The sequence below is a fragment of the Fructilactobacillus hinvesii genome (genome assembly GCF_024029435.1).
Lineage (GTDB): Bacteria > Bacillota > Bacilli > Lactobacillales > Lactobacillaceae > Fructilactobacillus > Fructilactobacillus hinvesii.
Window position 1 is genome coordinate 603,480 of the sequence record NZ_CP097118.1, and the last position, 20,476, is coordinate 623,955.

The following is a 20,476-nucleotide window of genomic DNA, read 5'->3' on the forward strand; positions in this document are numbered from 1 at the left end:
ATAAACTAGTGGGTGAAGAGACGGTATTAGAACTGAAACACGTGAATAAGAGATATCCAAATGGAGTGAAGGGATTAGACGACATCAACTTTACGGTGCACAAGGGTGAATTTGTGGCAGTAGTTGGATTGTCCGGAGCTGGAAAGAGTACCCTCTTTAATTCGATTAACCGGATGGTTGATGTCACTGACGGACAAGTCATCGTTGATGGACAAGACATCACTCAGGTAAATGGTAAGGAATTACGGCGGATGCGGCGTAAAATTGGAATGATCTTTCAAAGCTTTAATCTGGTGAACCGGGCTACGGTGCAAAAGAACGTGTTAGCCGGTCGGACCGGTTACTACCCAACCTGGAAGACGTTGTTAGGGATTTACTCTAAGGAAGATCAACAAAAAGCAGTGGCCCAACTGGAAAAAGTGAACATGGTGAAAAAGCTCTACCGTCGGGCTGACCAACTCTCAGGAGGACAAAAGCAACGGGTGGCCATTGCCAGAACCTTGATGCAAGATCCGACCCTCGTGTTGGCCGATGAACCGGTGGCCTCATTGGATCCAAAGACCAGTAAGGGTGTGATGGATGACTTGTACAACTTAAAGAAGTACGAACACATCACCGTGTTGGTGAACTTGCACTCGATGGAACTGGCCTTAAAGTACGCGGATCGCATCATCGGGCTGCGGGACGGAAAGTTGGTTTACAACAAACCGATTGCAGAAGCCAACGAAGCTGACCTACGTGAAGTTTACGAACACGGGAGGGATAACTAATGAAACAGGAAGTCCCACAACTATCGTTTGTGCGGCGGTTCCACGTCGTGGGAATTGCGATTACAGTCGTAATTTTAATTCTAATTTACTATTCGGCGCTGATTACGGGGGTCGATGTGAACGCCTTCTTTGAAAACGCTGATCAATTCGGAGTCGTTTTAAATCAGATGAAACATCCGGACTGGCCGTACCTCACAAAGATTGCGGGGACGTTAGCACAGACGCTCCAAATGGCGATCATTGGGACGACGATTGGAGCAATTATTGCGCTTCCGTTTTCCTTCTTAGCAGCGCGTAACATCGTGAGAAACCCGATTGGACGGTTGATCATTCGCTTGATCCTTTCGTTAATCCGAACCTTACCCACCCTGTTACTGGCAGCCTTGTTCGTGGCCATTTTTGGAATTGGACCGATGACCGGGGTCATTACCCTGGCCTTCTTCTCCTTTGGAATGATTGCCAAGCTGTTTTATGACTTTATTGAAACAATTGACATGGGTCCGGTGCGAGCTTTACAGGCGACGGGAGCAACCATGTTGCAAACGATTCGGATTGCGGTAATTCCGCAAATTTCCGGTCAGTTTATGAGTGACTTTATGTATACGTTGGAAATTAACGTGCGGTCCTCAACCGTGTTAGGGTACCTAGGGGCTGGGGGAATTGGGTTGTACTTACAACAAACCCTCGACCAATTTGACTACCCCCGGACGGCTGTAATTATTCTAGCCATTTTTGCCGTTGTACTTGTCATTGACGCCATCAGTAATTACGTAAGGAAGCGACTTCAATAATGAATAAAACAAAAACAACCGCGTTGGAACGCTTTAAATGGATTGTAGTGGCTCTCTTAGTCATTTTTATCTACCTCTGGTCAATTAACGGAATTCCCTTCACTGGAATTCAAAAGTCGGCCAGTAGCGTTAGTATGGCCATCCTGAAGGGAATCATTCATCCGGAATGGTCCTATGTTTATAACGGGAGTGGGGAAGACCTTGTTTCTCAACTCGTGATTACATTGGCGATTGCCTTTTTAGGAACCATCATTTCGGCGTTTCTCAGTGTGCCACTGGCCTTTTTAGCAGCTCAAACCACGAAAAAATTCTTTCACCCCCGTTCAACCATCGGGAAGGTGATCTTAACTGCCATCCGGGCTTTTCCAGAAGTGGTGCTTGCCATTCTGTTCATTAAAATGGTGGGACCCGGTTCCTTTGCCGGAGTACTCGCCATTGGAGTGCACTCGGTCGGAATGCTTGGAAAATTGTTCTCAGAAGCCATTGAAGAGATGGATCGGAGTGCTGAGACGGCCATTATTGCCGCGGGTGGATCCAAAATTCAAACGTTCCGGATTGCCACGTTACCAACCATTCTACCGGCGTTAATGTCATACACGTTATACCGGTTTGAAATCTCGGTTCGATCCGCTTCGATTTTAGGGTTAGTGGGAGCCGGAGGAATCGGAACCCCCATGATGTTTGCCTTACAAACCAGAGACTGGTCGAAGACGGGAATCATTTTATTGGGAATCGTGTTGATGGTAATTGTGATTGATACGTGTTCTTCTACCATTAGAAAACGATTAGGTTAAACCAAAAGTCATCCATTTAGTGGGTGGCTTTTTTGTTTACCCGAATATTTTGTGACTTACAAATCGCAAACGGAGTTGACTTTCCGACCAGATATCGGTCAGAATGAAAGCAATTAGTAGAGTGAAGGAGCACGGCCATGGTTTGGTCGTAGAGGAGGATGCCCCATGAAAAGTGATATTGAAATTGCGCAAGCAGCCACACCGTGGCCAATTGAGAAGGTGGCTGCGACCGCTGGGTTTAAACCAGAAGAAGTTTTACCGTACGGTCGCTCCAAGGCTAAAATTGAACGCCGTCACCCAGTTGATCCGCAACAATTTGGCAAGCTCGTGTTAGTAACGTCAATTAATCCCACGCCGGCCGGAGAAGGAAAATCCACGGTAGCCGTGGGCCTTGCCGATGCCATGCAACAAGCGGGCAAGCAGACGATGTTAGCCCTGCGGGAACCATCCTTAGGTCCCGTGATGGGGATGAAGGGGGGCGCCACGGGTGGTGGATACTCTCAAGTGATCCCGATGGATGACATTAACCTCCACTTTACGGGTGATTTTCACGCTCTAACCGTGGCCCAAAACACGCTGGTCGCTTTGATTGATAACAGCATTTACCAGGACAATCCCCTTAACTTAGATCCACGCCAAATTATTGTGAAACGGGTCTTAGACGTTAACGATCGAGCCCTGCGTCACATTGTGATTGGACTGGGCGGTCGGACCAGTGGAGTGCCCCGCGAAGGTAGTTTTGAAATTACGGCGGCTTCCGAAATGATGGCGATCTTAACCCTTTCGACTGACCTTGCTGATTTAAAGCGGCGGATTAACCGGATCGTGGTGGGTTATACCTATGACCGTGAACCGGTGACGGTGGCTCAGTTGGGCGTGGGAGGCGCATTAGCAACCTTATTAAAGGACGCCATTTTACCAAACCTGGTGCAAACAATTGCTCACACGCCCGCTTTGATTCACGGCGGTCCCTTTGCCAACATCGCGCAGGGAACCAACTCGATTCAAGCAACGCAACTGGCTTTACAACAAGCAGACTACACGGTGACAGAAGCAGGCTTTGGCGCTGATCTCGGAGGCGAAAAGTTTTTAGACGTGAAGACACCGTTGTTAGATAAGCATCCTGATGCCATCGTCGTGGTGGCCACGGTGCGGGCCTTGAAGATGCACGGGGGCTTAGCAAAGGACCAACTCGATCATGAAGATTTAGATGCTTTGCACAAGGGATTGGCTAACCTCGGTCGGCATTTACACAGCATGAAGCGCTACGGGATTCCCGTGGTGGTGGCCGTGAACCAGTTTACTAACGATACGGATGCTGAGTTACAAATGGTGGTTGATTACGCTCAAGAACACGATGTTCCAGCCTATCCAGCGGACGTCTGGGGGCAAGGTGGTGCTGGAGCCCAAGCATTAGCAACCGGCGTTGTCGCTGCAACGGAACAACCAGCAAAATTTACCCCGCTTTATGCACCAACGGATGACGTGGAAACCAAGCTGAACCGGATTGTTACCCAAATTTACGGGGGTCAAGGAGTCGAATTGGAACCGAAAGCCCAAAAACAACTGCGTCAGTTAGTGGCTCAGGGGTGGGATCACTTGCCGGTGATTGTCGCCAAAACTCAGTACTCACTAACTGATGATGCCAAACGATTGGGCGCTCCGACTGACTTTAAGATTCACATTCGGGAGTTTGTGCCGAAACTAGGAGCAGGCTTTATCGTCGCCATGGCCGGCAGCATCCTCACGATGCCAGGGTTGCCCAAACATCCAGCGGCCGAAAAGATTGAAATTACAGACGACGGCACCATTAGTGGTTTGTACTAAAGTTAAATCAAAAAAGAACTTCGCCGAAATGAGCGAAGTTCTTTTTTTACTGCTGGGGGAGCTGTAAGTGAGCGAGGGCCGGTTGCAGGTGATAATTGATTGGTTGATTACCCCGAGTGGTCATCAAAAAGTCAGTGGCATACAAAACGACGGCTAACTGCCGGTTCTTTGGTAAGTGGTAGTAAACCGGTTGAAAAGCGAGGTGTAATGGGTAAAATTGCCCTAGTTCCAGCGGTTCCGTTGTGGCGGGACTCGTGCGATTTTGGAGGTTAAGGTGGACTCTGGAAATGATTTTGTGGTCACTGGGGAATTTTTCTAGTTGGAACTCACGAATATCATCTTGATACCACTGATAGCCGAGTGGTAAGCCCCGCGGAGCAGAAACAGTGGGTGCTGGTTGTAATCGACGTGCTGAACCAACATCTAATAGGATTGCACTCACCAGTCCGACCGGTTGGTCACTGCTGACGTTAACGTCCAAGCGAACCGTTCCGTTGATGGTAAGGTCCTGGTTTAGGTCCAGCTGAGCAACGGTGCGATGGGAATCTAATTGCGGGTTGCTAAAATCCAGTAGCTGGGTTTCCCAGTGGTCCGGATGCTTACAAAATACAGCAAATTGGGTTGAGTCGTAAGCCTGGGTCCAGTGGTCGTGGTTAAAGCGCACCGGATGGGTCGTTGCTGCTTGAGTTAACCAATTCGGCTGAGCTTTCCAGGTTTCGGGAGCCACGTTGTCTTGGACGAGGACCTCTGGCAGGAGCTGAGCGGCCTCATTTTTGACGCCCGCCAACTTGTTACTGAGCCAGAGATTCACAATGTCTGAGTAGTCGACAGACGGAAAGGCATTGAGGTACATGTGCTGGCCCTGGTGGAGGATTAACTTCTTACTAATGGGGAGCTTTTGGATGTCCTGCCAGAAACGACCGGCATTGCTCAGCTTCACGTTCCAGTCGTTTAGACCATGGACTAACAAGACGTCGGCTCGAACCCGTTGATCGTGGTTGCGGTAATTGCGGTCGTCCCAGAACTGGTTATAATTACCAGTTTCACGATCTTGACCCGTTTGCAGCTGGATTAATTGGTCTTTAAAGGCAGTTTTAGTGCGTAATTCGTCTCCGGATCTAAGACTGCGCGAAAAGGTTTCACCGGCTAACACATCGGCGTCTTCACCCTGAAAGCCACCGGGGGCCACGACCAACCCGTTTTCACGGTAGTAATCGTACCAAGAAGAAATTGCTGCTTCGGGGATAATCGTTTTGAGACCGGGCACTCCGGTTGTGGCCGCAGCGATGGCCAAGGTTCCGAGGTAGGAACGGCCGGTCATGCCGACGGAACCATTACACCAGTCCGCTTTAACCGTAATTCCATCGGTGCGATTGGTGAAGGCTCGCCGCTCGCCATGCAGCCATTCAATCACGGCAATGGTACTGGCGGTTTGGTAAGGGTCACCACAAGTTTGCAGTCCGTCGGAGTCGATGGTTCCAATTCCGGCAGCGTACACGCTGGCAAATCCTCGGGGGAGTAAAAAGTCATTTAATGTGTAACCCGGATGGGGATCATGAGGTAACGTCGCCTGATTCGTGTGCCCATGGACCGGATGATTTTGACCGGGTTTCAGTGGAGTTGGTGCTTGGGGCTGAAAGTGGCTCGTGGGTTTTGGTTGGAGGTCCACGTTTACGTCGTGGGTTAGTTGTTCCCCTAACGTTTCGTTTACTCCCTGGTCATATGGAGAAGCAGTGTAGACAGCTGGGACCGGATTAACAGCATCGGGCCGGGTAATTTCCACCTTTAAAAGGTCGTTTTGACCGTCGCCATCTGAATCAAAGTCGGTTTCTACAAAAACCGTTTCGTAGTGAAAGTCCCGCACGTTAAAAACGGCTTGCGCCTTTCCGTTAAAATAAAGCGGGTGGTGATGGTCAAACTGGGGTTGGTTAAAGTAACCCTGACTGGCCAAGAGATCTAAGTAAGTTAGGGCCGTGGGGGTGTGGGTGGTCAGTAATTGGTACCAGGCTCGTTGTAATGTTGCTGCATCCGTAATGGCGGGAAGCGGGGCTAAGCCTAGCTTTTGCCAACTGGCTTGCGGTGTTTCCGTTTGAAAGTCAGTTCCGGCTTGAAAGCCGAGGAGTTCCAGGCCCAGTAAGGTAAAAATATTAGTCGTCAGTGCGCTAGGACCCGTGAAAAATTGTTGCATGGTGGTCGTGGGAGTTGCTAAAAATTGACTAAGGTGGTCTAATAGCGCCGCTTTACTCTGCAATTGCCAGTGTGTTCGTTGTAAAAAATGCCACAACAGTTGTTTGGGTTGGTTACTGGTGGAGGAAAAGCCGACTGCTGCGAGTTCTTGTTGCATCTGTTGCAAAGAAACGTCACGGCGTTGGGCAAATTGGTTGATTTTCATACGGATACTCCTTTAATTAGCTTGCCAGTTTAAAACCGGATCCGATTCATGTGATTAGGAATAGTGTAAAATAATTAGATGTGAGATGGAAGTTATATTTTAGCAATGGGAGTAATGAGAGCATGGTAAACCTAAAGAATGAAATTAAAGCTAACGTGTTAAAAACCCGGTTATCGGATATTTATGGGTTTAGTGAACAACTAGCCCAGATAAAAGATCTGGTGTCTTTGACCATCGGAGAACCGGATTTTCCGACTCCAGAACACGTGAAGAAAGCCGGAATGGCGGCAATTGCAGCTGATGAGAGTCACTACACCGCTACCTGGGGGCGGATTGCTACCCGGATGGCAGCATCACGATACCTAAAAAATCGGTATGACCTAGATTACGATCCGAAAACCCAGCTGGTGATTACCAATGGGGTGACGGAAGCAATGTATGCGACGTTAGCAACCTTCGTGGGGAAGGGCGACGAAGTTCTATTGCCAACGCCGGCTTTTCCGGTTTACGATTCGTTAGTGGAACTAAACGAAGGAAAACTGGTGGAAATCAACACGCAACCAGATGGCTTTTTGCTGACGCCCGAACGATTACAAGCTACGTTAGCCGCTCATCCCCGGGCGAAGGTTTTAATTGTCAATTTTCCATCGAATCCAACGGGGCGGAGCTATTCAACAGACCAGATTCAGGCGCTGGCGGATGTGATTAAAAGGACCGATTTGGTGGTGGTTAGTGATGAAATTTACAGCGAATTGACGTACACCGGGCGTCACGTTTCGTTGGCTCGGTATTTACCGGAGCAGACAATTTTGTTTAACGGGTTGTCGAAATCGCATGCGATGACCGGCTGGCGGATTGGAGTAGCCGCCGGACCAGCAGCGGTGATGACTGAGATTGCGAAAGTGCGCGAATTGATGTCGACCTCCGTGATGACCGCTGCCCAAGTAGCCGCTGAAGAAGCCTTTGGTAACGGGATGGATGACGCCGCTTCCATGCGGGCAGAATACGAACGCCGGCGAGATTACGTTTACAACGAATTTACGCGGTTAGGCTTTGCGTGTGAGAAACCGCAGGGAGCCTTTTATCTCTTTGCAAAGATTCCAGAGCGCTTCCATTTGAGTAGTGCTGCCTTTTGTCAAGACGTGGCCAAGACGGTGAAGGTCGGGATGATTCCTGGATCAAGTTTTGGGGCCGGAGGCGAAGGCTACGTGCGGGTAAGTTACGCCACCAGCATGAGTAATTTGGAAGAAGCCGTTCGTCGACTACAAGTTTATTGTGACCAACATTAATTATTGACAAAAAAAAAAGAAGCGTTTCGCAGTTGCGAAGCGCTTCTTTTTTGAACCGATTTAAGCTAAACCAGTTTCTTGCATTCCTTTTTCGGCCGTTTCTTTCAAAGTCTTAGCGGAAGCAGCCATCTTAGTTTGTTCTTCTTCACTAAGTTGAACTTCAAGCACGTCAGCGATTCCGTGGGCATTAACCACAGCTGGTGTGCCAATGTAAATGTCGTTCAAACCGTATTGACCATCCATTGGAGCACCAACGGGTAAGACAGCATTTTCGTTGCGAAGGATGGCCCGTGAAATCCGCATTAAAGCAGTTCCCACGCCATAGAAAGTAGCCCCCTTCTTGTTGATGATTTGGTAAGCCTTGTTTCTAGTGTCATCTTCTAATTCTAAGAGGGTGTCTTTAGAAACGCCACGATCAGCAGCGTACTTCAATAACGGTACGTTACCAACGGAAGCTTCGTCGATGTCAGCAAATTCAGAATCACCGTGTTCACCCATGATATAAGCTTCTACGCTGGCCGGATCGATGTCAAACTTTTTGGCAACGGCAACGCGGAACCGGCTAGTATCAAGAGAAGTTCCAGAACCAATGACCTTTTCCTTCGGGAAGCCGGAAAGCTTTTGGGTGGCATAAGTCAAGATGTCTACAGGGTTAGCGGCCACCAAGAAGATTCCGTCAAAACCAGAATCAACGACTGGTTTTACGATGGAAGATAAAATCTTGAGGTTTTTGTTAACTAAGTCTAACCGAGTTTCACCAGGCTTTTGGGGAGCACCAGCTGTAATGACAACCAAATCGGCATCCTTACAGTCAGGGTAGTCACCGGAGTAGATGTTCTTGTTGGCCGTGAATGGAATGGCATCTTCCAAGTCCATGGCGTCTCCTTCGGTCCGATCCTTATTGATATCAACAATCACGAATTCTTCAGCAAGTGCTTGTTGAACCATGGCAAAGGCGTAAGATGAACCTACGGCTCCGTCTCCAACTAAAACAACTTTTTGGTGTTTCTTAGTCATAACTGTCATCCTTTCAGTGGTAATGTTATTAAGATACAGCTAAATTATAACATTGAAAGTGTTACTTTTCACATTCAAATGCAACCGTTTTCTTAAATTCAAGGTAAAATCCAACTTATATAAGTAAGAAAAGGGGAGATTGAATTAGGAGTTAAAAAAAGTTCAGAAAATGTGTTGACGATTTTAAAATCTGATGCTATGATTTAATAGTTGTCAAAACGATGTAGCTGTTTTGATTCTCAGAAATGGAAGATTAGCTCAGTTGGGAGAGCGTCTGCCTTACAAGCAGAGGGTCACAGGTTCGAGCCCTGTATCTTCCATTACATGAGCCGTTAGCTCAGTTGGTAGAGCATCTGACTTTTAATCAGAGGGTCGGCAGTTCGAACCTGCCACGGCTCATTTGTAAAAATAATAATATGCGGACGTGGCGGAATTGGCAGACGCGCTAGATTTAGGTTCTAGTGTCTTAGTGACGTGGGGGTTCGAGTCCCTTCGTCCGCATTGATTATTTTTGCCGACTTAGCTCAGTTGGCTAGAGCGCGTCACTAGTAATGATGAGGTCGGAGGTTCGAGTCCTCTAGTCGGCATTATGCGGAAGTAGTTCAGTGGTAGAACGCTACCTTGCCATGGTGGAGGTCGCGGGTTCGAATCCCGTCTTCCGCTTTTTTGCTATTCATGCCGGGGTGGCGGAATTGGCAGACGCACAGGACTTAAAATCCTGCGGTCAGTAATGACCGTACCGGTTCGATCCCGGTCCTCGGCATTTATGCACCTATAGCGCAATTGGATAGAGTGTCTGACTACGAATCAGAAGGTTGCAGGTTCGACTCCTGCTAGGTGCATTGTTCGGGAAGTAGCTCAGCTTGGTAGAGCACCTGGTTTGGGACCAGGGGGTCGCAGGTTCGAATCCTGTCTTCCCGATTTTAATTGGCATCAATGAAAAGTATTGGCTGGCTTCAGCCAATACTTTTTTGTATAGTTAGAAACCAACGGAGGGCCTTTGCTTGTTATTTGCTGTGGATATTATATAATTAAAGTCAACATTAGTCAGAGATGAGATGAGATTATGACACATCACAGCATGTCAGATACAATCGAAGAATATTTAAAACAATTGTTGCTTAGTGCGGACACGCCGGAAGTGGAAATTCGTCGTTCAGACATTGCGGACCACTTTGACGTCGTCCCCTCTCAGATTAATTATGTGATTAAAACTCGATTTACCCTGCGCGACGGTTACGTGGTCCAGAGCAAGCGGGGCGGGGGTGGTTACATCCGCATCGAACAAATTGATTTGGCCAGTGATGCTGAAGTGTTTGACCAGTTGGTGACCTCCATCGGCACCCAGATTACCCAAAAAGCCGAAGAAGACATTCTAACCACCCTCTATCATAATGGGATGCTTTCCGCCCGCGAAGTTAACATGATTTCTTCCATCTTAACTCATGAAGCAATTGCCATTACTGATGCTGAAACCGAAGGAAAAGTACGAGCAAACGTCCTGAAGGCTCTGTTGAGTCGTTTACGGTACGAATGCTAATTGAAAGGAGACTTGCTTTTATGGCAGATTCATTAACTCCCAGTGCAAAACGAGTGTTAAACATTGCACAAGACCAAGCGCGCAGCTTTAAGCACCAAGCGGTGGGAACCGAGCATCTTTTGTTGGCGCTAACGCTGGAAAAAACTGGGATTGCTTACGAAACCCTGACGCAACTCTCAATCACAGATCAAGACGTTTTTGAGGAAATCGAACAACGAGTTGGCTACGGAAACTTAGATGCTGAAGCTACAACCTACCTGAGTTACTCACCTAAAATGAGAGACATCATCGCTCTGGCTGCTCGAATCTCCCAACAATACGGGAGCTTAAAGGTTGGACCAGAGCACCTATTGTTGGCCCTGACGACCGATGAAAAGGGAGTGGCCTCCCGAATTATGGTGGGGCTTGGCACTACTCCTGAAGAAGTTCGTAAGATTACGATCCGTAAGATGGGGGTTCCGGACCAAGGCGTCGGAGCAGCTCGCGAAAAGCAAGCTAACGAAAGCCAAACTCCGACGCTAGATTCTCTAGCTAAGGACCTGACCAAGACCGCCCGAGATGAGCAACTCGATCCAATTATTGGTAGAGATCAAGAAATCAAGCGGGCCATTCAGGTGTTGAGCAGAAGAACCAAGAACAATCCCGTTTTAATCGGGGAACCAGGAGTTGGAAAGACCGCGATTGCGGAAGGTCTAGCACAAAAGATCGTGCAAAAGGCCGTCCCGGAGGACATGTTGAACAAACGGATTATGATGCTCGACATGGGCTCCTTAGTGGCGGGAACCAAGTACCGGGGTGAATTTGAAAACCGGTTAAAGAAGGTGATTAACGAAATCCAGACGAGTAGGAACGTGATTCTATTTGTCGACGAACTCCATACCCTGATTGGAGCTGGAGGCGCCGAAGGAGCCATTGATGCGTCTAACATTTTGAAGCCGGCCTTAGCTCGGGGCGAACTTCAGATGATGGGAGCAACGACCCTCGATGAATACCAAAAACACATTGAGTCTGATGCGGCATTGGAACGGCGGTTTGCCACGATTCAGGTGAACGAACCATCCGTTACTGAAGCCAAGGAAATTCTTCGAGGCTTACGGCCGAAGTATGAAGAACACCACCACGTTCAGATTACTGATGCTGCGATTGATGCGGCCGTTGATTTATCCCACCGCTACATTAGTGACCGCTTCTTGCCGGACAAAGCCATTGATTTAATGGATGAAGCCGCTGCTAAGGTGCGGATTGATGAACTACAAGGAACGAGTCCGGTGCTGAAAAAACAGCAAGAATTAGAAACGGCACGCAAAGAAAAGGATCAGGCAATTGAGGACCAACGTTTTGACGATGCGGTTTCGATTCGGGCTCACGAACAAGAACTGGAACGAGAGCTCCAACAGTTGCAGCAGCAAAGTGATCAACAACGCCAACGCGAAAACGATAATCATCAGTATGAACTACAAGAGGACGCCGAAGACGTGGCTCGGATTGTAGCTGAATGGACTGGGGTTCCGGTTACTAAGCTCCAAAAAGCCGATACGGATCAGTTGATTAATCTAGAAGCTCAACTGCACAAACACGTGATTGGACAAGACGAAGCCGTTTCGGCCGTGGCTAGAGCGGTTCGGCGGGCCCGGAGTGGTTTGAAGGATCCGAACCGGCCGATTGGCTCGTTCCTCTTCTTAGGTCCGACGGGAGTTGGAAAGACCGAGCTAGCCAAGCAGTTGGCGGCTACGATGTTTGGTTCGTCCGATGACATGATTCGAGTGGATATGAGTGAATTCATGGAGAAGTACTCTACTAGTCGGTTAGTGGGATCTGCTCCTGGTTACGTTGGTTACGACGAGGGCGGCCAGCTGACTGAAAAGGTTCGCAATCATCCATACTCCGTTGTTTTGCTGGATGAAGTAGAAAAGGCACATCCGGACGTCTTTAACATGTTGCTGCAAGTTCTTGATGACGGCTTCTTAACTGATTCAAAGGGACGGAAGGTTGATTTTCGGAATACGATTATCATTATGACCTCCAACTTAGGAGCTACTGCCTTACAGCAACAAAAGACGGTAGGATTTGAAACCGCCCAAACCCGGGATCGGGATCGAGAAATGAAACAGGTCATTGACGAACAGGTTAAGCAGTTCTTCCGGCCGGAATTTTTGAACCGGATTGACGAGACCGTTTACTTCCATTCTCTGACGAAACCAGAATTACACCAGATTGTGAGGTTACTGACGCGCAAGCTGGTGAGTCGGGTAGAAGAGCAAGGCTTTGAACTCCGCTTGACCCCGGCAGCCATCGATGCGGTGGTGACTAAGGGTTATCAGCCAGAGTACGGAGCGCGGCCGTTACGTCGGGCTATCCAAACTCTAATTGAAGATCCGTTGAGTGAAGATTTGTTGGCCGGTAAATTTCAAAAGGGCGATCGCATTACGGTGGGAGCCCGGAAAAACGAAATTACGATTACCGCTAAGTCCCCCAAATTAGTTTAAATAGAGAAAAGACTAACGATCACTTTTGGTCGTTAGTCTTTTTGGTTGACGGATGGGGGGCAACATTGTATACTACAGAAGTATTGACTATGAATTGAAATGTGCGATTGCGATCTATTGTCCGTAATCGTGTTTATACAAAGCCAAAAATAAGTAACTGTACTTATTTTTGGATTTTTTTTGCTTAAAATTGGGCTTTTTGCCCATTTGTAATCAAATTGTAACATTTCAGTTCGCGAGATTTATAAGGAGGGTGAACAACTTGGCAGAAGACTTGAAGGTAAACACACCACAAGCAATGGCCGGTAACGTTGTTAAGTACGGTAAACACAGAACCCGGCGGAGTTACGCCAGAATCAAGAAGGTTTTAGACTTACCGAACTTGATTGAGGTCCAAACGGATTCTTACAACTGGTTCTTAGACGAAGGACTCCGTGAGATGTTTAAAGACATCATGCCCATCGATGATTTTCAAGGAAAGTTATCGTTAGACTTCGTTGACTACCAATTATTAGAACCAAAGTACACAGTTGCGGAAGCACGGGCTCATGAAGTAAACTACTCCGCCCCCCTGCACGTAACCTTAAAATTAACGAACCACGAAACTGGAGAAATCAAAACCCAAGACGTCTTCTTCGGGGACTTACCGTTGATGACCGACCAGGGAACTTTCATTATTAATGGAGCAGAACGGGTGATTGTTTCGCAATTAGTTCGTTCGCCTGGTGCTTACTACCACAAAGAATTAGATAAAAATGGTCGTGAAACTTACAGTGCCACGGTGATTCCCAACCGGGGAGCTTGGATGGAATTTGCAACGGATGCGAAGAACATTTCTTACATCCGGATTGACCGGACCCGGAAGCTACCAATTACGGAATTAGTGCGGGCCCTTGGATTTGGTTCCGACGACGAAATTACGGAAATTTTTGGTTCCACGAGTGACACCTTGAACCTGACTTTGGAAAAGGACGTCCACAAGGATGCCAGTGATTCACGGGTTGAAGAAGCCTTAAAGGATATCTACGAACGCTTGCGTCCGGGTGAACCAAAGACCGCGGAATCGTCAAGAAACCTGTTAACGACCCGGTTCTTTGACCCGAAACGGTACGACATGGCTCCCGTTGGTCGTTACAAGACGAACGAAAAGTTAAGCTTGAAAAACCGTTTGATGGGTGCTGCTTTGGCTGAAACCTTAGCCGATCCAGATACGGGAGAAATCATTGCTAACAAGGGTGATGTGCTCGAAAAGGAACTAATGAAGAAGTTAGCACCTTACTTAGAACGCAAGGACTTTAAAGCCTACACGTTCAATCCATCTGCTGAAGCGGTTGTTACCGATCCAGTGACGGTTCAAATCATCAAGGTGTACTCCAACACAGATCCTGAAAAAGTGGTTCCGGTGGTTGGAAACGACAACATTAGCTTGGATTACAAACACATCACGCCTGCTGATATGTTAGCCCAAGTCAACTACTTCTTTAACTTACAAGAAGGACTTGGTTCGGCTGACGATATCGACCACTTGAGTAACCGACGGGTTCGTTCCGTGGGTGAATTACTGCAAAACCAATTCCGGATTGGATTATCCCGGATGGAACGGGTGGTCCGTGAACGGATGTCAATCCAAGATACTGCTACGGTTACACCGCAACAATTGATTAACATTCGGCCCGTCGTGGCTTCCGTAAAGGAATTCTTTGGTTCCTCACAACTATCCCAGTTCATGGACCAAACGAACCCACTGGGAGAATTAACGCACAAGCGACGGTTATCAGCCTTAGGACCTGGTGGAATTACGCGGGACCGGGCTGGTTATGAAGTTCGAGACGTTAACTATACCCACTATGGTCGGATTTGTCCGATTGAAACGCCCGAAGGTCCTAACATTGGACTGATTAACTCATTCTCTGGTTATGCTCGGGTTAACAAGTATGGTTTCATCGAATCACCATACCGGCGGGTGGATTGGAACACCCACAAGGTAACCGATAAGATCGATTACCTGACGGCCGGCGACGAAGATAAGTACGTGATTGCTCAGGCCAACTCGCCGTTGAACCCCGACGGTTCCTTCCGCGATGACCAGGTGATGGCGCGGGACAAGTCCGAATACGTGGAAGCTAACACTGATGACGTGGACTACATGGACGTTTCACCTAAGCAAGTGGTTTCCGTCGCTACGGCATGTATCCCCTTCTTGGAAAATGATGACTCGAACCGGGCCCTCATGGGATCAAACATGCAACGGCAAGCGGTTCCACTGCTTAATCCCCACGCTCCATTAGTGGGAACGGGAATGGAATACAAGACCGCCCATGACTCGGGAGTGGCTAAGATTGCGAAATATCCAGGAACGGTAGAATACGTTGATGCGCGTGAAATTAAAATCCGCCGTGACAACGGCACGTTAGATACGTACGAACTGACGAAGTTCATGCGGTCTAATAACGGAATGAACTACAACCAAACACCAATCGTGAAAACCGGGGACCACGTCGATGCCGATGAAATCATCGCCGATGGTCCAGCCATGGAAAGTGGAGAATTAGCCTTAGGACAAAACCCAACGGTGGCCTTCATGACTTGGCAAGGTTACAACTTCGAAGATGCCATCGCGATTAGCGAAAAATTAGTTAAAGAAGATGCCTACACTTCGATTCACATTGAAGAATACGAATCAGAAACCCGGGACACGAAACTCGGACCAGAAGAAATGACCCGCGAAATTCCAAACGTCGGTGAAGATGCCTTAAAGGACCTTGACGAAAATGGAATTGTCCGGATTGGAGCCGAAGTGCACGACGGTGACATTTTGGTCGGAAAGGTGACGCCTAAGGGAATGACCGAACTTTCTTCTGAAGAACGGTTGTTGCACGCCATCTTCGGGGAAAAATCACGTGAAGTTCGGGATACTTCCCTGCGGGTTCCGCACGGTGCCGATGGAGTGGTTCAAGACGTCAAGGTCTTCTCCCGTGAAAACGGTGATGAACTGCAACCAGGTGTGAATAAAATGGTGCGGGTTTACATTGCCCAAAAACGGAAGTTGCAAGTCGGTGATAAGATGGCCGGTAAGCACGGAAACAAAGGGACGGTCTCAATCGTGGTTCCAGAAGAAGACATGCCATTTATGCCAGATGGAACTCCAGTTGATATCCTGTTAAGTCCCATGGGGGTGCCTTCCCGGATGAACATTGGTCAGGTGCTCGAAATGCACTTAGGAATGGCAGCCAAGAAATTGGGAATCCACGTTTCAACGCCTGTCTTTGATGGGGCTACTAGTGCTGATGTGTGGGATGCTGTTAAAGAAGCGGGACTTTCTGAAGATGGCAAGACAATTCTATATGATGGTCGGACCGGGGAACCATTTGACAAGCCAGTGGCTGTCGGAGTCATGGGGTACCTGAAGTTGAACCACATGTCAGAAGATAAAATTCACGCTCGTTCCATTGGACCTTACTCCTTGGTTACTCAACAACCCCTTGGTGGGAAAGCCCAATTTGGGGGCCAGCGGTTTGGTGAAATGGAAGTTTGGGCCCTCGAAGCTTATGGGGCAGCCCACACCCTCCAAGAAATCCTGACGTACAAGTCTGATGACGTGGTTGGTCGGGTAAAGACCTATGAAGCCATCGTAAAGGGCGATCCAATTCCAAAACCAGGGGTTCCAGAATCATTCCGGGTTTTAGTGAAGGAATTACAAGCGCTGGGATTAGACATGAAGGTCTTAGGTTCTAACCATCAGGCCATTGATTTGCGCGACATGGATGAAGATGATGAAGTTGTGAACGTGAACGCTTTAAACAAGGTTGCTCACGAACAAGATGATCAACCAGCAGAAACAAAACCAGAAGCTAGTCATGCGGCTGGACACGATGAAAATGAGCAACAAGATCAGTAAAAACTGAGCAAGGAGGGAACGCCAATGGTTGATGTGAACAAATTTAAGAGCATGCAAGTTGGTTTGGCTGCTCCAGAAACGATCCGCAGCTGGTCGTTTGGGGAAGTAAAAAAACCAGAAACCATTAACTACCGGACGTTGAAACCGGAAAAAGACGGATTATTCGACGAACGGATCTTTGGACCAACCAAGGACTGGAAATGTGCCTGTGGAAAGTACAAAGGAATCCGGTACAAGGGAATTGTGTGTGACCGTTGTGGAGTTGAAGTTACCCGCGCTAAAGTTCGGCGGGAACGAATGGGCCACATTGAGTTAGCTGCTCCAGTAACTCACATTTGGTACTACAAGGGAATTCCGAGCCGGATGGGCTTGGTCTTAGACATGAGTCCGCGGTCCTTAGAAGAAGTCATCTACTTCGCGGCCTACGTTGTTACCGATCCCGGGAATACCCCGATGGAAAAGAAACAACTGTTAACGGAACAAGAATACCGAGACAAGAAGCGTGAATACGGCAACCGATTTGAAGCTGAAATTGGAGCGGAAGCCATTCGAACCCTGTTAGATGACGTAGATCTGGAAAAAGAAGTTGGCGAACTCAAAGAAGAATTGAAGTCCGCTACGGGACAAAAACGGACCCGGGCCATTCGTCGGTTAGACATTCTGGAAGCCTTTTTGACTTCTGGTAACCAACTAAATTGGATGGTTATGGATGCGATTCCGGTAATGCCACCTGACTTACGGCCAATGGTCCAACTCGAAGGGGGTCGGTTTGCCACCTCTGACTTGAACGACTTGTACCGGCGGGTAATTAATCGGAATAACCGATTAAAACGGTTGCTTGATTTACACGCACCGGGCATCATCGTGCAAAACGAAAAGCGGATGCTTCAAGAAGCCGTGGATGCCCTGATCGATAACGGTCGACGTGGTCGTCCAGTGGCTGGTCCTGGAAACCGGCCACTGAAATCATTGTCCCACCTCTTAAAGGGAAAGCAGGGACGGTTCCGTCAGAACTTGTTGGGGAAACGGGTTGACTACTCTGGTCGTTCCGTGATCGACGTTGGTCCATGGTTGAAGTTAAGCCAAATGGGGCTACCAGTTTCGATGGCCTTAGAATTGTTTAAACCGTTCATTATGCATGAACTGGTGGAACGTGGGTTAGCTTCGAACGTGAAGAACGCTAAACGCGAAATTGAACGAAAAGACGATGTTGTCTTTGATGTGCTGCCAGATGTAATTAAAGAACACCCTGTCCTCTTAAACCGGGCCCCTACCTTGCACCGGTTAGGAATCCAAGCCTTCGAACCAGTGTTAGTAAGCGGAAAATCAATGCGGTTACACCCATTAGTTTGTGCTGCTTACAACGCTGATTTTGATGGAGACCAGATGGCCATTCACGTGCCACTGTCAGAAGAAGCTCAAGCAGAATCCCGGCTTTTAATGGCCGCTGCGGGTCACATTTTGGCACCAAAGGATGGAAAACCAGTTGTGGCTCCATCTCAGGATATGGTGATTGGGAACTACTACCTCACGATGGAAGAACCCAACCGGGAAGGTGAAGGCATGATCTTCAACGACCCTAATGAAGTAGAATTAGCCTACCGTGATGGGTTAGTGCACTGGCACAGCCGGATTGGGATTAAAGCCGCTGCTTATCCAGACAAGCCGTTTACGGACGACCAAAAAGATAAGATCATGGTTACTTCCGTCGGAAAGGTGATCTTTAACCAGATCTTGCCTAAGGCCTTTACCTACCTGAATGAACCAACCGAAACAAACTTGCATGGGTACGTTCCGGATGAATACTTCTTGGAACCAGGCGAAGATATCCACGAACACCTTGCCAACGCTGAATTGGTAAAACCGTTTAAGAAAGGCTTTTTATCAGACATCATTGCGGAAGTATACAGTCAGTACAAGGTGACTGAAACCTCCGAACTGCTGGACCGGATTAAAGACCTTGGAAACGATGAATCCACGAAGTCTGGTTTGACGGTCGGAATGGGTGACATCATGGACCTACACGAAAAGCCCGTTGTGGTTGCAGAAGCCCACAAAAAGGTTGATACAATCACAAAGCAGTTCCGGCGGGGATTAATTACCGACCAGGAACGGTACGAACGGGTTGTGGACGTTTGGAACAACGCCCGTGACGAAATCCAAGAAGACCTGTTGAAGAACTTCGACCCAGAAAACCCAATCTTCATGATGAGTGACTCTGGTGCCCGGGGAAACATCTCGAACTTTACGCAGTTAGCCGGAATGCGGGGTTTGATGGCATCTCCTGATGGAAAAATCATGGAACTGCCAATTACCTCAAACTTCCGGGAAGGAATGTCCGTCTTGGAAATGTTCATTTCAACCCACGGAGCCCGGAAAGGGATGACCGATACGGCCTTGAAGACGGCCAACTCAGGTTACTTAACTCGGCGGTTGGTTGACGTGGCTCAAGACGTTATTATTCGGGAAAAAGACTGTGGCACTGATCGTGGTTTAACCGTGACTGCCATCACGGAAGGGAACGAAATGATTGAACCACTTTACGATCGGATTTTAGGTCGAAATGCCATGAAGACGGTTACGAACCCGCAAACGGGCGAAGTAATTGTGGATCGAAACGAAATGATCGATGACAAGAAGGCCCAAGCAATCGTGGACGCTGGCATCGAAGCCGTTGAAATTCGCTCCGCCTTTACTTGTAATACGGCCCACGGGGTTTGTGAACGTTGTTACGGTCAAAACCTTGCTACCGGTGACGAAGTGGAAGTGGGAGAAGCAGTCGGAACGGTTGCTGCTCAATCTATTGGTGAACCAGGAACGCAGTTAACCCTCCGGACTTTCCATACCGGTGGGGTTGCAAGTAACACTGATATCACCCAGGGACTTCCACGGGTTCAAGAAATTTTTGAAGCTCGGAATCCAAAGGGTAAATCAACCATTAGTGAGGTTACCGGAGTCGTGGAATTGATTGAAGAAGATCCCGCTGAAGGGGTTAAAGAAATCACGATTCAAGGGAAAGCCGATACCAGAAAGTACAAGGTGCCATTGACTGCCCGGATGCGGGTTGCTGAAGGTGACACGGTTCGCCGTGGAGAAGCCTTGAACGAAGGTTCGATTGATCCAAAGGAATTACTGAAGATCAGAGATACTTTATCCACTGAAACCTACTTGTTAACGGCGGTTCAAGAAGTTTACCGACGTCAAGGGGTGGAAGTGAACGATAAGCATGCCGAAATCATGGTGCGGCAGATGTTACGGAAGGTCCGGGTCATGGATCCGGGTGATACTGACATTCTGCCTGGAACGTTGATTGATATTGATGATTTCAAGGAACAAAACCGGGATGCCGTAATGACAGGGAAGGTTCCTGCTACGGCTCGTCCAGTACTTCTTGGAATCACCAAGGCCGCTTTGGAAACCAACAGTTTCTTATCAGCTGCTTCCTTCCAAGAAACGACCAGAGTGTTGACCGATGCTGCCATTCGGGGCAAGGTCGATCCATTGATCGGTTTGAAGGAAAATGTCATTATCGGGAAGTTGTTACCAGCCGGAACGGGTGTTCATGAATATGAAGACATCGAACCAGAAGAACTGGGGCAAACTGCTGATCAAGGAGTAACTGCTCCTTCTGATCAAACAACCAGCGTTGATAGTGACGATGCCGAATAGTTA

At 48.2% G+C, this 20,476-nt stretch carries 11 protein-coding genes and 8 tRNA genes; 17 read left to right on the forward strand and 2 right to left on the reverse strand.

Going from position 1 to position 20,476, the window contains the following annotated elements; all coding sequences use genetic code 11:
- Positions 1-8: 8 nt before the first annotated feature.
- The 4 genes from phnC to M3M39_RS02875 all read left to right on the forward strand — a co-directional run bounded on the left by phnC (position 9) and on the right by M3M39_RS02875 (position 4,182).
- On the forward strand, positions 9-770 hold the full coding sequence (gene phnC / locus M3M39_RS02860; RefSeq protein ID WP_252797724.1) for a phosphonate ABC transporter ATP-binding protein: 762 nt from the start codon (positions 9-11) through the stop codon (positions 768-770).
- Positions 770-1,561 carry a phosphonate ABC transporter, permease protein PhnE gene (phnE, locus tag M3M39_RS02865; protein WP_252797725.1) on the forward strand — a complete coding sequence of 264 codons (792 nt, stop codon included), beginning with the start codon at positions 770-772 and terminating at the stop codon, positions 1,559-1,561. Before phnC ends, phnE (M3M39_RS02865) begins: the two co-directional genes overlap by 1 nt.
- Positions 1,561-2,355 carry a phosphonate ABC transporter, permease protein PhnE gene (gene phnE / locus M3M39_RS02870; protein WP_252797726.1) on the forward strand — a complete coding sequence of 265 codons (795 nt, stop codon included), beginning with the start codon at positions 1,561-1,563 and terminating at the stop codon, positions 2,353-2,355. The genes phnE (M3M39_RS02865) and phnE (M3M39_RS02870) overlap by 1 nt, the downstream gene beginning before the upstream one ends.
- Positions 2,356-2,520: 165 nt before the next feature.
- On the forward strand, positions 2,521-4,182 hold the full coding sequence (locus tag M3M39_RS02875) for a formate--tetrahydrofolate ligase (protein WP_252797727.1): 1,662 nt from the start codon (positions 2,521-2,523) through the stop codon (positions 4,180-4,182).
- 46 nt (positions 4,183-4,228) lie between these two features.
- On the opposite strand, the gene M3M39_RS02880 is transcribed toward M3M39_RS02875, so the two are convergent.
- Positions 4,229-6,574, reverse strand: coding sequence for a Xaa-Pro dipeptidyl-peptidase (locus M3M39_RS02880; protein WP_252797728.1), 2,346 nt, complete (start codon positions 6,572-6,574; stop codon positions 4,229-4,231).
- A gap of 122 nt (positions 6,575-6,696) precedes the next feature.
- Here M3M39_RS02880 and M3M39_RS02885 point away from each other — a divergent pair, with 122 nt between their 5' ends.
- Positions 6,697-7,863 (forward strand): aminotransferase class I/II-fold pyridoxal phosphate-dependent enzyme, encoded by a 1,167-nt coding sequence (locus M3M39_RS02885; RefSeq protein ID WP_252797729.1) that lies wholly within the window; start codon positions 6,697-6,699, stop codon positions 7,861-7,863.
- A 60-nt stretch (positions 7,864-7,923) separates the two neighbouring features.
- Here the strand turns inward: M3M39_RS02885 and M3M39_RS02890 are convergent, their stop codons facing one another.
- Entirely contained in the window at positions 7,924-8,880 is a 957-nt protein-coding gene (locus M3M39_RS02890) for an L-lactate dehydrogenase (RefSeq protein ID WP_252797730.1), read from the reverse strand.
- Positions 8,881-9,127: 247 nt separating this feature from the next.
- Here M3M39_RS02890 and M3M39_RS02895 point away from each other — a divergent pair.
- The 12 genes from M3M39_RS02895 (at position 9,128) to rpoC (ending at position 20,473) form a co-directional block, all read left to right on the forward strand.
- A tRNA-Val gene (locus tag M3M39_RS02895) sits at positions 9,128-9,200 on the forward strand.
- Positions 9,201-9,206: 6 nt separating this feature from the next.
- Positions 9,207-9,279: transfer RNA gene (locus tag M3M39_RS02900), tRNA-Lys, on the forward strand.
- Between the two features lie 19 nt (positions 9,280-9,298).
- Positions 9,299-9,381, forward strand: a tRNA-Leu gene (locus M3M39_RS02905).
- A gap of 12 nt (positions 9,382-9,393) precedes the next feature.
- Positions 9,394-9,467: transfer RNA gene (locus M3M39_RS02910), tRNA-Thr, on the forward strand.
- Positions 9,468-9,471: 4 nt separating this feature from the next.
- Positions 9,472-9,543: transfer RNA gene (locus tag M3M39_RS02915), tRNA-Gly, on the forward strand.
- A 14-nt stretch (positions 9,544-9,557) separates the two neighbouring features.
- A tRNA-Leu gene (locus M3M39_RS02920) sits at positions 9,558-9,643 on the forward strand.
- A 5-nt stretch (positions 9,644-9,648) separates the two neighbouring features.
- Positions 9,649-9,722: transfer RNA gene (locus M3M39_RS02925), tRNA-Arg, on the forward strand.
- Positions 9,723-9,727: 5 nt separating this feature from the next.
- A tRNA-Pro gene (locus M3M39_RS02930) sits at positions 9,728-9,801 on the forward strand.
- Positions 9,802-9,946: 145 nt separating this feature from the next.
- The gene (locus M3M39_RS02935; RefSeq protein ID WP_252797731.1) at positions 9,947-10,420 is read left to right on the forward strand and encodes a CtsR family transcriptional regulator; all 474 of its coding nucleotides are present in this window, start codon (positions 9,947-9,949) and stop codon (positions 10,418-10,420) included.
- A 20-nt stretch (positions 10,421-10,440) separates the two neighbouring features.
- Positions 10,441-12,906: an ATP-dependent Clp protease ATP-binding subunit gene (locus tag M3M39_RS02940; RefSeq protein WP_252797732.1), complete on the forward strand. Its 2,466-nt coding sequence runs from the start codon at positions 10,441-10,443 to the stop codon at positions 12,904-12,906.
- 298 nt (positions 12,907-13,204) lie between these two features.
- The gene (gene rpoB, locus M3M39_RS02945; protein ID WP_252797948.1) at positions 13,205-16,804 is read left to right on the forward strand and encodes a DNA-directed RNA polymerase subunit beta; all 3,600 of its coding nucleotides are present in this window, start codon (positions 13,205-13,207) and stop codon (positions 16,802-16,804) included.
- Positions 16,805-16,828: 24 nt separating this feature from the next.
- Positions 16,829-20,473: a DNA-directed RNA polymerase subunit beta' gene (gene rpoC, locus M3M39_RS02950; protein WP_252797733.1), complete on the forward strand. Its 3,645-nt coding sequence runs from the start codon at positions 16,829-16,831 to the stop codon at positions 20,471-20,473.
- Positions 20,474-20,476: the final 3 nt, after the last annotated feature.

What these genes read in the sequence shown, in the direction of transcription:
- phnE (WP_252797725.1), top strand. Translation starts at nt 770, where the DNA reads ATGAAACAGGAAGTCCCACAACTATCGTTTGTGCGGCGGTTCCACGTC.
- phnE (WP_252797726.1), top strand. Translation starts at nt 1,561, where the DNA reads ATGAATAAAACAAAAACAACCGCGTTGGAACGCTTTAAATGGATTGTA.
- M3M39_RS02875 (WP_252797727.1), top strand. Translation starts at nt 2,521, where the DNA reads ATGAAAAGTGATATTGAAATTGCGCAAGCAGCCACACCGTGGCCAATT.
- M3M39_RS02880 (WP_252797728.1), bottom strand. Translation starts at nt 6,574, where the DNA reads ATGAAAATCAACCAATTTGCCCAACGCCGTGACGTTTCTTTGCAACAG.
- M3M39_RS02885 (WP_252797729.1), top strand. Translation starts at nt 6,697, where the DNA reads ATGGTAAACCTAAAGAATGAAATTAAAGCTAACGTGTTAAAAACCCGG.
- M3M39_RS02890 (WP_252797730.1), bottom strand. Translation starts at nt 8,880, where the DNA reads ATGACTAAGAAACACCAAAAAGTTGTTTTAGTTGGAGACGGAGCCGTA.
- M3M39_RS02935 (WP_252797731.1), top strand. Translation starts at nt 9,947, where the DNA reads ATGACACATCACAGCATGTCAGATACAATCGAAGAATATTTAAAACAA.
- M3M39_RS02940 (WP_252797732.1), top strand. Translation starts at nt 10,441, where the DNA reads ATGGCAGATTCATTAACTCCCAGTGCAAAACGAGTGTTAAACATTGCA.
- rpoB (WP_252797948.1), top strand. Translation starts at nt 13,205, where the DNA reads ATGGCCGGTAACGTTGTTAAGTACGGTAAACACAGAACCCGGCGGAGT.
- rpoC (WP_252797733.1), top strand. Translation starts at nt 16,829, where the DNA reads ATGGTTGATGTGAACAAATTTAAGAGCATGCAAGTTGGTTTGGCTGCT.